A 13,724-nucleotide genomic window follows, 5' to 3' on the forward strand; every position below is an offset into this window, starting at 1 on the left:
TGTTTTCAACCTTGGGGCAGGGCGCGGGGGTCAGTGCTCCCGTCCCCCGTCGTTCGGGTGGGAGCAGCGCAGCTGGAAGGCCAGCGAGCAGGCTCCCGTGCCGGCGAAGAGCAGCGAGATCGAGACCCATACCAGCACGGCCGTCCGGCCGAACACAAGCGGTTGGAGCAGGATCCATACCGCACAGAGCAGCAGGAGGATGCCGGTGAAGACAGTCCATCCGGCCCCCGGGATCTCCAGCGCGTTCATGTCGCCGCCCAGCCCGATGGTCGCGAAGGCGCGCATCAGCAGCCAGAAACCCAGTACGATCGGGAGAGTGATCTCCGAGAGCGAGACGTTGAAGATCAGGATGAGTCCCAGGATGATCTCGATCAGCCCGCCGACGGCCATCCAGCCGCGGCCGGTGACGAAGTGGCGGTTCATGGCCGAGAGTGCGGCCTCGAGTATGCCCGAGAGGAACATCAGCCATCCGAACAGGGTGGCCAGTGCCAGATAGCCCCGGTTCGGGTAGGCGAAGATCAGGATGCCGGCGGCCAGCAGGGCGCCCCCGACGACGGCGAGCAGCCACCAGTAGCGGACGGCCCGCTTAGAATTTTCAAGCAATACGTTGATTCGGTCCATAGCAAACGGATTTTGCCTTCGTCAGCGCAATTCGTGTGCCAACCCGGCATGCCGCTCCGGCCGGGGCCTGGCGACAAAATGACCCGGGAGCGCTCCAATGAGGGCGAATATCCGTTATCTTTGCGCCGTTATCGAGGATCGGATATTATGGCGACTACGACAAAGGAACTCACGGCGGGGCGTCCGCTGACGTTGATTCTGAACTTCACCCTGCCGCTGCTGCTGGGCAACCTGCTGCAGCAGACCTACTCGCTGGTCGATGCCGTGATCGTGGGCCGCTTCCTGGGAATCAATGCCCTGGCCTCGGTCGGAGCCAGCACTTCGGTCGTCTTCCTGATCCTGGGCTTCTGCAACGGTTGCTGCGGCGGATTCGGCATCCCCGTAGCCCAGAAGTTCGGCGCCCGAGACTATGTGACCATGCGGCGTCTGGTCTTCGTCAGCCTGAAACTCTCTGCGGTGATGTCGGTGGCCATTGCTCTGGTTACGAGCCTGCTGTGCGGCGATATCCTGCGGATCATGCGGACTCCCGACAACATCTTCCCCGGGGCCTATGCCTACCTGCTGATTACCTTCATTGGCGTTCCGTGCACCTTCTTCTACAACCTGCTGGCCTGCATCATCCGGGCTTTGGGTGACAGCCGGACGCCCTTCTGGTTCCTGCTCTTCTCGACGGTGCTCAACATCATACTCGACCTCTTCTGCATCCTGGTGCTGAAGTGGGGCGTGGCCGGAGCCGGCATCGCTACGGTCGTCTCGCAGGGACTTTCGGCGTGGCTCTGCTACCGCTACATGATGAGCCGCTTCGAGATTCTCCGGGCGCAGCCCGGCGAGCGGCGCTTCAACGGGCGTCTGGCGCGACAACTGCTCGGCATCGGGGTGCCGATGGGCCTGCAGTTCTCCATTACGGCGATCGGCAGCATCATGCTGCAGAGCGCCAACAATGCTCTGGGTACGGCCTGCGTGGCGGCCTTTACGGCAGCCATGCGCATCAAGATGTTCTTCATGTGTCCGCTTGAGAGCCTCGGCATCGCCATGGCCACCTACAGCGGCCAGAACTACGGTGCGGGTCGTCCCGAGCGCGTCTGGCAGGGCGTGCGGGCCAGCTCGCTGTTGATGATGGTCTACTGGGTCTTCACCTTCGCGGTGCTGATGACCGCTTCGCGGACTATCGCCCGGCTCTTCGTCGATGCCTCCGAGACCGAGATCCTGAACGACACGGCGCTCTTCCTTCATGTATCGGTCTCGTTCTTCCCCGTGCTGGGGCTGCTCTGCATCCTGCGTTATACGATCCAAGGGGTGGGTTATACCAATCTGGCCATGCTTTCGGGCGTCTCGGAGATGATTGCCCGGATTCTGGTCAGCCTCCTCGCCGTACCGGCCTTCGGCTATATCGCCGTCTGCTTTGGCGATTCGACGGCGTGGATCTTCGCCGACCTCTTCCTCATTCCGGCTTTTGCCTTCGTCTACCGGCGGTTGCTGCGGATGAAGCGGCCCGATGCTGCGGGACCTGCCGGCCTGTGACCGACGGTTTTCCCCGTCTCCTGTCCCGAATGCTCCCGAATGAAAATCGCCCCTGCCGCCAGGATGCGGCAGGGGCGATTCGTTTCAGACGGAAGACATTTCTTGCGTCTTATTCGAAGTCTTCGCGGAAGAGTCCGTAGTGACGGATCAGGCGGGAGATCTCGGGATCGAGGTTGCCGCGGAACTTGAGGTTCTCGCGCAGCTCGACCGCACGCAGGAAGTACTTGACGGCCTGCTCCTCGTCACCCAGACGGGCCGCCAGAATCGCAAGCATGTACTGCAGGTCGGCCGTCGATCCGGCCTCGGGCTCGGCGCGCAGGATCCGGTAGGCCGCGGCATCGTAGCCGAGCGACATGTAGGCCAGCGCGGTGTTGCGGTCCTCGTAGGGGCGCAGGATCTCCAGAGCCTCCTCGTAGCGGCGCTTGCGGAGCAGATCCACGGCGTGCATGTAGTTCGAATCGACCTCGGTGGTGTATACCGTGTCCTGCTTCATGCCCCGGCGGTGGAGGTTGAAGCGGAAGTCCACGGCACGCATCTGCGGGTAGATCACGCTGCGCATGCGGGCATACTCTTTGGGATACTTCATCCGGATGCGCCATTCACGGGTGTCGGGGTTGCCCTCCCAGCGGATCATCTCCAGGATCTCCTCCCTGTGCGTGAGCAGCGTGTCGGCCTCCACCAGACGGTAGAGTTCGTCCCAGTCTTCGGCCAGCCACGTCGTGCGGAGCAGGTTCGGCAGGTCGGGCAGCCGGTCGTCACTGTCGGCCAGCACCTGACGGCCCTCGTCGTCGAGCGTGTAGCTGCCCGCAACGCGGAGCGAGTCATAGAGTGTGCGGAACTCCGATACGAGCACCTGCCGCAGGGCCTCGGCGCGGTCGCGGGCCAGACGGTCGTTGAGTGCCCAGGTGCCTTCGGGCGATGCCGTTGCGCGGAGCGTGATGCTGTCGATGATGTAGACCGGGTCGGTCATCAGCCCGTGGGTCAGCGAGCGCACGGCCGCAATCTGTCGCCGGTTCTCCGTCAGCGTATCGACCAGCCGGGCCTTGCCGACGGGGAAGGTGAAGAAGAAGCGGGCGTTGGCCTCGGCATCTCGCAGCACGATCCGCTGCATGTAGCGGGTCCGCTCGTCGAGGAACGAGGTCATCGAGGCTACGTCGTAGGTCAGCGTATCCGACCGGGTGAGTCGGTAGGTGCGTCCGCTGCGGTCCTCGACCTCGCCGGTCAGGTAGAGACGCAGCTTGGCGGTGTTCTCGTCGGCCTGCACCGGCTGCGAGTAATAATAGTCGATCTTTCCGTCGGGTCGGACGACCACCGTGTCGAGCCGGGCGTTGGGCAGGTAGGGGTGGCGGACCATCCGCCCGAAAGCCTCGGGCTTGCCCTCTTCCAGCCGCCGGTTGCGGGCAATCGCCCCCTGACGCAGCACGCTTTGCCGTACGGCGGCCGTATCGAGGTCATTCAATTCGGCCAGACGGTCGTTCGCCGCCTCCTTGCGCGAGCGGTAGTTGGCGAGCATCGTGCTGTCGCTCGTCTGCTCCAGCAGCCCCTCGATGGCGGGACGCCGGCGTCCCGTGTAGGCGAGGCGGTCGGCCGCCAGGTCGCGCAGCTTCCGTTCGCCGGCCGTGTATACTTCGGCGTAGACCTTCGCGGGCTGTTTGCTCAGCGAGCGGATGTAGGCCTCCCGCTCGCGGTCGCCCGCTGCGGCGTAGTCGCCCTCGATGCGGGTGAAGATCTCGCCTCCGGGCAACACGTCGATCCCTTCGTAGCGGTAGCGCGGGGCGAAGTAGTCGTTCAGGTGGTCGAACTTGTCGTTCGGGTCGGACGTGTAGGTCGTGTTGGCCTGTACGATCCGGTCGGTGGCGTAGACATACCGGCGCAGCCGTTTGTAGCGGCGTCGGCTCTCCCCCTCGGTGGCCCATCCCACCTTCGGGTCGAACATCGCCTCGTCGGGTGTGAGGCTTCCGAGCCGCTCCGCCGCATCGGCATATTCCGCCCGTTCGGCCGCCACGCCGTTCATGTAGCGGCGATAGGCCCCCTTGTCGGCGAAGCGGTCGAAGTAGTCGGCGCTGTCCACGATCCGGGCAAGGTAGTCGTCATAGCGGCCGTATTCGCGCTGCTGCATGGCGCGGTAGCGCTCGCCGCTGTATACCAGCGGGTCGAAGGAGAGTGTGTCGTCTCCCTTGAGCAACTGCGGTCCGATGACCAGCTGCCAGCTCCGGTCCTGCAGCTCCTGCGGGACGGTGACGATGAACTCGACGTTGATCTTGCCGTTGCGCTCGACGAGGTTGCGGCGATTCGCTGCCGAGATGACCACTTCATCGATGTTCACCGACATGATCTTTTCGCCCGAGGCCGAATCGAGGGCCACGGGGGTCAGGAAGAGTTCGGTCCCGTCCTGCTTGCGGAAGGTGATGATCCGCGGCGGACGGACCGTGTCCGCCGCGCGGTAGGCCCTCTCCCGTTTGGTCCGGGCAGGGAGATGCACCTCTGCCTCGGGGTCGCTCTTGCTCAGCTTGCGGATGTTGCCGCAGCCGGAGAGCAGGGCTCCGGTCAGAAGGACCGCAGCCGCATATTCCATCCATTCACGTTTTCTCATCTGGGTCGGGTAGGGTTTATTCGTGCTGCGTATCCACTGCGCCGTTCACATCGACCGTGAAGACGCGCCGTTTGCCGCCGGGCGAGGTCTGCACCTGCCGCAGGACGAGCGTCGCGTCGGCCATCCAGCTTTCGTAGGGAACCTTCATCTCGTAGCGGAACGTGCGGTCGGTCTTCCCGTCGGCATTGATGGTCAGGTAGGGCTGCCGCTCGGCCCAGTAGGCGCCCGAGAGACGGCGGCGGCGCTCCATCATGTGCTGCTGGTAGCGGCCGTTGATGAGGATATGCGGGAAGAGCTTCACCGAGCGGCGGTCGGGGGTGCTCAGTTCGGGAAGGATCGCCCAGCTCTGCGAGCGGGTCACGGCGTTGCGTGATACGGAGACCTCGAGCACCAGGTGCAGTTCGCCGTTGCGTTCGGCCAGCACCTTGCGTGTTACGGCCACGTCGCCGACGATCTGTGCGCGCAGCGATGCTGCGGTCAGAAGAAACAGGATCAGAATGCAGTATCTTTTCATCGCGTGGTTCGGTTTTATTTCTTGGAGTTGAACAGGTAGACGAACGAGACGCCGAGTTCCGTGGGAATCGGCAGGATCCGTTTGCGGTTCGTGTAGGAGGCGGCCTTCGGCCCGTTTACGGGTTCGGCATGGTAGCTCAGACGGGCCAGTCCGGCACCGGCCGAGAGCTCGATGTTCCAGTGGGGGCTGACGTAGAACTGGTAGCCGATGCTGATGCCTGCCCCGACGAACGACCCTTTATAATAATGTGTGGGCAGCCCGGTGAGGATGCGGTTGCCGATAAACGGAAGCTTGAATCCGCCGACCTCGAACTCGCCGCCGATGGCATGCACGCCGAAGTAGAGCCGCGTGTATTTTTCGGTGACCCAGTAGCGGTATTCGGGTCGGAGGAACCAGTGCTGGATCTTGTTGTCCGTGCCCAGAGTCCACGGGTTGTAGTTGGCCGTCATGCCGATGGTCGAGTGCTTGCCGACGGCGATGTCGATCCCTATGTTCGGTGTCGTTGCAGCCCAATAAAGCAGGTTGGTTTTCACGGCAACCTGCTGTGCCGATGCCCCCAGCCAGCAGAATCCTGTCAGCAGCATCGTTGCAAAAAGTTTCTTCATCATATCTGTTTTGTGGAATAGTTCCCGTTGGTCAAAGCCCCGGATTCGGGAAGGGAATAACGTACGACTCTCGCTCACCATCCTGTTCCTCAGCTTGTACGGGCGCAAAAATGGAGATAAAACGAGGGAAAATGGGTATCATGTGCGATACGGATATCCGAAACGGTCCGTATCATGTGCGAAAGGGGGCTGCAGCGGTGCGCAAAATGGCTCCTCTGAGAGACGGAATCTGTTTCGAGAGGAACCTCGGTCTGGAGTTTTTTTTGAATTTCTCACTACCTTTTGAACTGTGTTTTTTGGAAAATTCAAAAAAAATAGCGATAATCGTAAATTAAATCGGGACGAATGGTGTGTTGGGGAAAATTTTCAATATCTAATACCGAGAAAAGATGAAAGGTGCAGACAAGATGTTGTTGTGCACCGGACTGATCTCCACGGGATTCGTGGCGAATGCCGGTGCGGCGGAAAAAAATGCAAAGCCGAATATCATTTTCATCCTGTGCGACGACATGGGATACGGCGATCTGGGATGTTACGGGCAGAAATACATCCAGACGCCCAACCTCGACCGCATGGCCCGCGAGGGGATGCTCTTCACGCAGGCCTATGCCGGAAGTCCGGTGAGTGCCCCCTCGCGGGCGTCGCTGATGACCGGGCAGCACTCGGGCCACGGGCATGTCCGCGGCAACCGCGAGTATTGGAGCGGCGAGGTGATGTACGGGCAGAACAGGGAGTATGCCGTCACGGGACAGGAGCCCTATGACCCCGACCACATCATCCTTCCGGAGATTATGAAGGGCAACGGCTACACGACCGGCATGTTCGGCAAGTGGGCCGGCGGTTACGAGGGTTCGGTCTCCACACCCGACAAGCGCGGCATCGACGAGTACTACGGCTACATCTGCCAGTTCCAGGCCCACCTCTATTATCCCAACTTCATGAACCGCTACAGCCGTTCGGCCGGCGATACGGAGGTTATCCGGATTGTTCTGGAGGAGAACATCAAATACCCGATGTACGGCGACGACTACCGCAAGCGCCCGCAGTACTCGGCCGACCTGATCCATCAGGAGGCCCTGGCGTGGCTCGACCGGCAGGACGGCAAGCAGCCCTTCTACGGTTTCTTCACCTATACGTTGCCGCACGCCGAGCTGGCGCAGCCCGACGACGAGATCCTGAAGCACTACGAGAAGCAGTTCTTCGTGGACAAGACGTGGGGCGGCAGCGAAGGGTCGCGCTACAATCCCGTGGAGCACACCCATGCGCAGTTCGCGGGCATGATCACGCGCCTGGACGGCTATGTGGGCGAGATTCTTGCCAAACTCAAGGAGAAGGGGCTCGACGAGAACACGATCGTGATCTTCAGCAGCGACAACGGCCCTCATGAGGAGGGCGGTGCCGATCCCGAGTTCTTCGGGCGTGACGGCAAGTTGCGCGGGCTCAAGCGCCAGTGCTACGAGGGCGGCATCCGCATTCCGTTCATCGTGCGGTGGCCCGGACACGTCGAGGCCGGTGCGGTGAACGACCACCAGTTGGCCTTCTACGACGTGATGCCGACCTTCTGCGAACTGATCGGCGACAAGCGCTTCCCAAAAAAGTACCTCAATTCGGAGGTCGAGGGCGACTGCTTCGACGGCATCTCCTTCGCTCCGACCCTGCTGGGTGACGACGAGCGGCAGCAGAAGCACGACTTCCTCTACTGGGAGTTCCACGAGACGGATCAGATCGGCGTCCGCATGGGAGACTGGAAACTGGTGGTCAAGCGGGGCGTACACCATCTCTACGACCTGGCCACCGACCTGCACGAGGACCACGACGTGGCGGCCGAGCATCCTGACGTGGTACGTGCGATGAAGGAGATCATCCGCCGGGAACACCGTCCGAACGACCTCTTCCCCGTGACACTGCCCGATTTCGACTGATCGCATGGCAGGAACCGGGATCTTGCCCGGGGTTGAAACGAAAAGGCAGCCCTCCGACAATCGGAGGGCTGCCTTCTTCGTCAGGCGGACCGCTGTGCGGCTATTTGAGCCGTTTCAAGCCCCGGTCATCGGCCGTGGCTTCTCGGATCGAGAGGGCGAAACCTCCGCCGCAGGCCATCGTGACAGGAAGTTCCGAACGCGAGTCGATGCGGCCCGTGCGGATTTCGTAGGCTTCGGGGTTGGTCCGGTAGTCGGCGTCGGGGGCGTCGGCGTAGAGCGTAGCCACGTAGCTCTTCCCGGGATCGAGGAAGTCGAACCGAAGATCCACCGTGCGGCGGTTCTCGTCCGTTACGCCGCCGACGAACCAGTTGCCCGACCCCTTGGCCCTGCGGGCAATGACGATCACGTCGCCCGGCTCGGCTTCGAGGTAGCGGCTTTCGTCCCAGTCTACGGCTACCTCCTTGATGAAGCGGAAGGCATCCATGTACTTCTCGTAGTGTTCGGGAAGGTCGGCAGCCATCTGCAGCGGCGAGTAGAGCGTCACGTAGAGTGCCAGTTGGTTGGCCAGCGTCGCATTGACGTGCGAGTGGTTTTCGGGGTTGAGTTTCGAGACATCCATCGAGAAGATGCCGGGGGTATAGTCCATTGGACCGCCCTGCAGACGGGTGAAGGGCAGCAGCGTCACGTGTATGGGTTTCGTGCCGCCGAAGGCCTGGTATTCCGTGCCGCGGGCCGACTCGTTGCCGATCAGGTTGGGCCAGGTGCGGCACAGTCCCGTGGGACGCACCGCCTCGTGGGCATTGACCATGATGTGGTGTTTGGCAGCCAGCTTCACGGCGTGGAGGTAGTGGTTCACCATCCACTGCCCGTAGTGGTGTTCGCCGCGCGGCAGGATATCCCCCACGTAGCCGCTCTTCACGGCATTGTAACCGTAGCGGTTCATCAGCCCGTAGGCGGCCTCCAGATGACGTTCGTAGTTGCGTACCGACGACGAGGTTTCGTGGTGCATCATCAGCCGCACGCCCTTTTGGCGGGCATAGTCGTTCAGCGCCGCGATGTCGAAGTCGGGGTAGGGTGTGACGAAGTCGAAGACGTAGTCCTTCGTGTGGCCGAACCAGTCCTCCCAACCGACGTTCCACCCCTCGACGAGCACCTGGTCGAATCCGTGCTCGGCGGCAAAGTCGATGTAGCGTCTTACGTTGTCGTTGTTGGCCGCGTGGCGCCCGCTGGGCTTCGTGGCTGCGTAGTCCGTCACGCCGAGCTGCACGGAGGGAACGTCTCGCGTGTAGGCCCAGTCGCTCTTTCCGGTGATCATCTCCCACCAGACTCCCACATACTTCACGGGCCGGATCCACGAGGTATCCTCGATGGCGCAGGGGTCGTTGAGGTTGAGGATCAGGCGGGAGGCGAGGATCTCACGGGCATCGTCCGTCACCATGACCGTGCGCCACGGCGTGTGGCAGGGGGCCTGCATGTAGCCTTTCCAACCCTGTGCGTCGGGGGTCAGGTGTGCGGTGAAGACCATCGTCTCGTCGTCGAGGTCGAGGTGCATGCACGGGTAGTCGATCAGGGCGGCTTCGTGGATGTTGATGTAGAGGCCGTCGTCGCTCTTCATCTGCAGGGCGGTCTGCACGCCCGTGGGCGAGAAGGGGGTCTGCGACGAGTTGGGCGTGATGGCCTGCTCCATGTGCGAGCGGATCTCGGAGAGACGCGACTCGGTGTAGTCGTACTCCTGGGTGTCGTAGTCCCCGGGGATCCAGAATGCCGTGTGGTCGCCCGTCATGGCAAACTGCGTCCGCTCCTCGCGGATGGTGAAGTAGGTGAGCTGCTTCTGCTCGGGAAACTCGTAGCGGAATCCGAGTCCTTCGTCGTAGAGGCGGAAGCGGATGGTCATCTCGCGGCCCGATTCCGCCTGGCGGAGCGTTACGGCCATCTCGTTATAGTGGTTGCGGATCGACGACTCCTCGCCCCAGACAGGCTGCCACCGTTCGTCGAACGAGGAGCGTTCGACGCCGGTCTGCTCGAAGCGGTCGTAGAGCGATACGGGGGCGCCATAGCCGCCCTTTTTGATTTCGGTTCCGAACTCCAGCGCCGGTGCATCGCCGCGCAGCTCGAGCCCCATGGCGCTGGGCAGCACGGCGGCACGCCCCCTGAAGTCGAGGGCATAGGTCGGGGCGCCCGTTTCGGAGAGGCGGAAGGTGAGTTTCAGGTCGCCGTCGGGCGAGAGCAGGGTCTCCTGCGCCGAGGCTCCGGCCGCGGCAAACAGGGCGGCCAACAGCGGAAGTATTCTTTTCATCGGGATGGTTGCGGTTTATCGGTTCGACGGACGTTTGAATTCGACGACAAGTGCCTGACGGGCTCCGACGACGGTGTTATCGTCCACCGTGGCGGCCTCGCCCGTGAGGACGTTGCGCCCGTCGTGCAGCCCTTCGGCGATCTCGGCATAGTGCGACCAGGGCACCTGCTTTTTCCCGCGTGAGTTGTTGATGAAGACGAACACCGCGTCGGTATCGTCATAGCGGAAGTAGGCGTAGGTGTTGTCGCGCGAGAGGAAGTGCATCGTGCGGCCGTTGTGGATCACGGATTTGCCCCTGCGCCACTGGAAGAGCCGCTGCGTGTAGTCGAAGAGCTCCTTTTCGAGCCCCGTGCGCCCTTCGGCCGTGAAGAGATTCTTCGCATCGCCGGTCCAGCCGCCCGGGAAATCGACGCGCAGTCCGCCGTGTCCCTGCGAGAGGTCCTTCGAGGTGAACATCATCTCGTCGCCGGCGAAGATCTGCGGGATGCCGCGCATGGTGGCGAGCATCGTCATGACGAGTTTCAGCCGCTCGGGGTTCTTGCGCACCACGTCGCCGATGCGGTCCGTGTCGTGGTTGCCGGCGAAGATCATCATTTTCGAGAGGTCGTGGTAGACGAAGTCGTGCGAGAGACAGTCGTAGATGCGGGTCATGCCCTCGCCCCAGCGGAGCGAGTCGGTCGGCACCGCGCGGCAGATGGCCTCCTGCAGCGGAAAGTCCATGATCGAGGGGAGGTGCGAGTCGAATCCGTCCTTGTTCGCGTTGCCTGACTGCCAGTAGGCCAGCTGCGGAATCGACGATGTCCAGCACTCGCCCACGATGTTCAGCGCCGGGTACTCGCGGCGTACCGAGGCGCACCACTCGCTCATCGGACCCTTCTCGTTGTAGGGGTAGGTATCGACGCGGAATCCGTCCAGGTCGGCGTATTCGGTCCACCAGACGGCCCACTGCTGGAAGTAGCGCAGCACATAGGGATTGTCGAGGTTCATGTCGGGCATCGAGGGGACGAACCATCCGCTCTCCTGCAGGTTGAGGTCGTATTTCGAGGCATTGGGATCCATGTTCGTCGAGAAGCAGACGTTCGTGCCCGTGTACTCGGGGAACTGGTGGATCCAGTCCTCGAAGGGCAGGTCGCGCATCCACCAGTGGGCCGTGCCGCAGTGGTTGGTCACCACGTCCATGATTACCTTCAGCCCCTTTTCATGGGCCTCGGCAACCAGGTTGCGGTACTCCTCGTTCGATCCGAAGCGGGGGTCGATGCGGTAGTAGTCGGCGCAGGCGTAGCCGTGGTACGATCCTTCGGGCTCGTCGTCGAGCAGCAGGGGCGTGGGCCAGATGACCGTTGCCCCGAGGTCGGCAATGTAGTCCAGGTGGTCGCGGATACCCTGGATATCGCCGCCGTGGCGGCCGAAGAAGGCTTCGCGGTCGGCCTTCTCCTGCGTGTCGGGGGTCGAATCGTTTTCGGGATTGCCGTTGGCGAAGCGGTCGGGCATGAGGAGGTAGATCATGTCCGAGGTCGTGAAGCTCCGGCGCTGTGCCGAACCTTCGCGGCGTGCCGCGATTTCGTAGGGCATCTTGAACTCCCACCCCTCCTTCGAGAAGACGAGGTAGTAGGTGCCCGGTGCGGCCGCGGCATCGATGGCGACATCGACGAAGAGGTAGTTGGGGCTGTCGGCCTTGTGGGTCGCCGTGACCTTCACGCCCCGTCCCCCTTCGATGCGGACTCCGTAGTCGGAGATCCGTTCTCCGGCGACGAGCAGCTGCAGGGGCGTCTGCATCTGCGTCCACCACGAGAGGGGTTCGATCCGTGCGACCTCACCCGATGCGTCGGCTATCGAGGCGGGGTCGAATGCCGGTTGTGCTGCACAGGAGAGCATGCCGGCTGCTGCAAGTGTCATCAAAATTCGGTTCAAGGTATTGTTTGTTTGGTAAAGTTAATATGAAAGTCGGTTCGTGCATTCGTTCGGCGGCCGGTTTCCGGCCGGATCACTCCTTTTCGGGCGTAAGCACCAGCCATCCCCATGCGGGAAGTACGGCCCGGCTGCCTGCGCTGAGGATCTGTCCGGTGAAGAATTCGCGGAGCGGACCTTCGGTCGGCAGCCCGACCTCCTGCTCTGCAGCCGTGAGGTTGGCGATGACGGTCACCGCGTCGCTCCCGGTGCCGCGCGTGAAGCCGAATACGCCGTCGGGCAGGCTCCCTTCGGCCGGATAGCGTGCTTCGGCACCCCGTTCGCCGGAGGCCAGTGCCGGGTGTTCGTGGCGCAGGCGGGCCAGCGCCGCGTAGAGCTCCCCGAATTCGTTTTCGCACCATTGCGGCACGGGGTCTTTCTCGAAGAAGGCGAAGCGGTGGTCGTAGCCGATCTCCTGCCCGGTGTAGATGAGCGGCATGCCCTTGGGCAGGGTGAAGGTGAGCAGGGCCATGACGCGCGCGGCATCGCCCATGCGTTCGAACTCGCTCCCGGCCCACGAGTTCTCGTCGTGGTTCGAGGTGAACATCAGCCGGAACGCTTCGCGCGGGGTGTTTGCCGCATCCTTTTTCAGGTACTCCTTCAGCTCCGCGACACCCCGCTTGCCCCGGGCGATGTCGTTCATCAGGTGGTGCAGTTCCCAGGAGTAGGAGGCGTCGAAGGCCCCCTCGTGCAGTGCGGGATCCTCGCCCTCGGCCAGCAGGAAGATCTGCGGGTAGTCACGCCGCAGCGCAGGCAGCGTTGTGCGCCAGAAGTCTATGGGCACCTCGCAGGCCATGTCGCAGCGGAATCCGTCTATGCCGCGCTCGAGCCAGAAGCGCATGGCGCGCTCCATCTCCTGCCGCATGTCGGCATTGTCGTAGTTGAGTTTGGCGATGTCGGTCCAGTCGTACTGCACGATGGTGCGGCCCAGCGAGTCGCGGACGTACCAGTCGGCGGGCCGCTCGGTGATCCACCGTGCATCGGGCGAGGTGTGGTTGGCCACCCAGTCGAGGATGACGCGCAGCCCCAGCCTGTGGGCTTCGGCGACGAAGCGGTCGAACTCGTCCAGAGTTCCGAATTCGGGATTTACGGCACAGTAGTCCGAGATGGCGTAGTAGGAGCCGAGAGTTCCCTTGCGCTCCTTGACGCCGATCGGGTGGATCGGCATGAGCCAGATGATGTCTGCGCCCATTCTTTTGAGACGGGGCAACTCCCGGGCCGCCGCTGCGAAAGTCCCCTCGGGGGTGTATTGCCGCACGTTCATTTCGTAGACGACGGCGTTGTAGCTCCATTCGGGATGGGCGGCCGTTTCGGTCGGCGGTGTCGTCGTGCAGGCCGCACAGAGGGCTGCAAGCAGGATCGAAAGCAATCGTTTCATCGTTCGGAGCATATCAGAGAGTGAAGACGACCGAGGAGTAGCCGCCCAGTGTGAGCAGTGCCTCGCCGTCGTTTTTCTTCAGTGTCACCGTTCCCGAGACCCCCACGGCCTTGCCGAGTGCATCGGTGAGGGTCAGCGTCTGTGCCTTGTCCGAGAAGTTGTGGGCCACGAGCATCCGCTGTCCGTTCTTCTCGCGGTACCAGACGGCTACGGCCTCCTGTGCGGCATTCCCGTCGTTATAGACCGGGTGACGGGTCATCTCGCCTTCGGCCAGTGCCGGGTAGGTGTTTCTCAACCGGGCGAAGGTGCGGTAGAGGTTCAGCAGCG

General features: G+C 62.6%; 10 protein-coding genes. 2 read left to right on the forward strand and 8 right to left on the reverse strand.

Annotated elements, in window-relative coordinates:
* Positions 1 to 30: 30 nt before the first annotated feature.
* Positions 31 to 621, reverse strand: coding sequence for an HdeD family acid-resistance protein (locus QZL63_RS05335; RefSeq protein WP_022308296.1), 591 nt, complete (start codon positions 619 to 621; stop codon positions 31 to 33).
* A 147-nt stretch (positions 622 to 768) separates the two neighbouring features.
* Here QZL63_RS05335 and QZL63_RS05340 point away from each other — a divergent pair, with 147 nt between their 5' ends.
* Positions 769 to 2,142: an MATE family efflux transporter gene (locus tag QZL63_RS05340; protein WP_022308297.1), complete on the forward strand. Its 1,374-nt coding sequence runs from the start codon at positions 769 to 771 to the stop codon at positions 2,140 to 2,142.
* A gap of 109 nt (positions 2,143 to 2,251) precedes the next feature.
* On the opposite strand, the gene QZL63_RS05345 is transcribed toward QZL63_RS05340, so the two are convergent.
* From QZL63_RS05345 to QZL63_RS05355, 3 genes are read right to left on the reverse strand one after another with little or no spacing between them, the layout of a single operon-like run.
* A complete protein-coding gene (locus QZL63_RS05345; protein ID WP_290586125.1) occupies positions 2,252 to 4,735 on the reverse strand; it encodes a hypothetical protein in 2,484 nt (827 codons plus the stop codon).
* Between the two features lie 16 nt (positions 4,736 to 4,751).
* Positions 4,752 to 5,249, reverse strand: coding sequence for a DUF3868 domain-containing protein (locus QZL63_RS05350; protein WP_022308299.1), 498 nt, complete (start codon positions 5,247 to 5,249; stop codon positions 4,752 to 4,754).
* A gap of 14 nt (positions 5,250 to 5,263) precedes the next feature.
* Entirely contained in the window at positions 5,264 to 5,857 is a 594-nt protein-coding gene (locus QZL63_RS05355) for a DUF3575 domain-containing protein (protein ID WP_290586127.1), read from the reverse strand.
* Between the two features lie 386 nt (positions 5,858 to 6,243).
* Between QZL63_RS05355 and QZL63_RS05360 the strand changes: the two genes are divergently transcribed.
* Positions 6,244 to 7,776, forward strand: coding sequence for an arylsulfatase (locus tag QZL63_RS05360; RefSeq protein WP_290586130.1), 1,533 nt, complete (start codon positions 6,244 to 6,246; stop codon positions 7,774 to 7,776).
* A gap of 100 nt (positions 7,777 to 7,876) precedes the next feature.
* Here QZL63_RS05360 and QZL63_RS05365 read toward each other — a convergent pair whose 3' ends face one another.
* The 4 genes from QZL63_RS05365 to QZL63_RS05380 form a co-directional block, all read right to left on the reverse strand.
* Positions 7,877 to 10,072 (reverse strand): glycoside hydrolase family 97 protein, encoded by a 2,196-nt coding sequence (locus QZL63_RS05365; RefSeq protein ID WP_022308303.1) that lies wholly within the window; start codon positions 10,070 to 10,072, stop codon positions 7,877 to 7,879.
* A 15-nt stretch (positions 10,073 to 10,087) separates the two neighbouring features.
* Positions 10,088 to 11,968, reverse strand: coding sequence for a glycoside hydrolase family 13 protein (locus tag QZL63_RS05370; RefSeq protein WP_022308304.1), 1,881 nt, complete (start codon positions 11,966 to 11,968; stop codon positions 10,088 to 10,090).
* A gap of 88 nt (positions 11,969 to 12,056) precedes the next feature.
* Complete coding sequence (locus tag QZL63_RS05375; protein WP_022308305.1) at positions 12,057 to 13,397, reverse strand: alpha-amylase family glycosyl hydrolase; 1,341 nt, start codon at positions 13,395 to 13,397, stop codon at positions 12,057 to 12,059.
* Between the two features lie 13 nt (positions 13,398 to 13,410).
* The coding region (locus QZL63_RS05380; protein ID WP_290586133.1) for a DUF3459 domain-containing protein at positions 13,411 to 13,724 on the reverse strand (314 nt) is incomplete at its 5' end.

Origin of the sequence: Alistipes sp. CAG:268 (genome assembly GCA_000434235.1) — a bacterium.
GTDB lineage: Bacteria > Bacteroidota > Bacteroidia > Bacteroidales > Rikenellaceae > Alistipes > Alistipes avistercoris.

Coding starts and splice junctions, on each gene's coding strand:
- QZL63_RS05370 (WP_022308304.1), bottom strand. CDS start 11,968: ATGACACTTGCAGCAGCCGGCATGCTCTCCTGTGCAGCACAACCGGCA.
- QZL63_RS05355 (WP_290586127.1), bottom strand. CDS start 5,857: ATGATGAAGAAACTTTTTGCAACGATGCTGCTGACAGGATTCTGCTGG.
- QZL63_RS05360 (WP_290586130.1), top strand. CDS start 6,244: ATGAAAGGTGCAGACAAGATGTTGTTGTGCACCGGACTGATCTCCACG.
- QZL63_RS05340 (WP_022308297.1), top strand. CDS start 769: ATGGCGACTACGACAAAGGAACTCACGGCGGGGCGTCCGCTGACGTTG.
- QZL63_RS05345 (WP_290586125.1), bottom strand. CDS start 4,735: ATGAGAAAACGTGAATGGATGGAATATGCGGCTGCGGTCCTTCTGACC.
- QZL63_RS05350 (WP_022308299.1), bottom strand. CDS start 5,249: ATGAAAAGATACTGCATTCTGATCCTGTTTCTTCTGACCGCAGCATCG.
- QZL63_RS05375 (WP_022308305.1), bottom strand. CDS start 13,397: ATGAAACGATTGCTTTCGATCCTGCTTGCAGCCCTCTGTGCGGCCTGC.
- QZL63_RS05335 (WP_022308296.1), bottom strand. CDS start 621: ATGGACCGAATCAACGTATTGCTTGAAAATTCTAAGCGGGCCGTCCGC.
- QZL63_RS05365 (WP_022308303.1), bottom strand. CDS start 10,072: ATGAAAAGAATACTTCCGCTGTTGGCCGCCCTGTTTGCCGCGGCCGGA.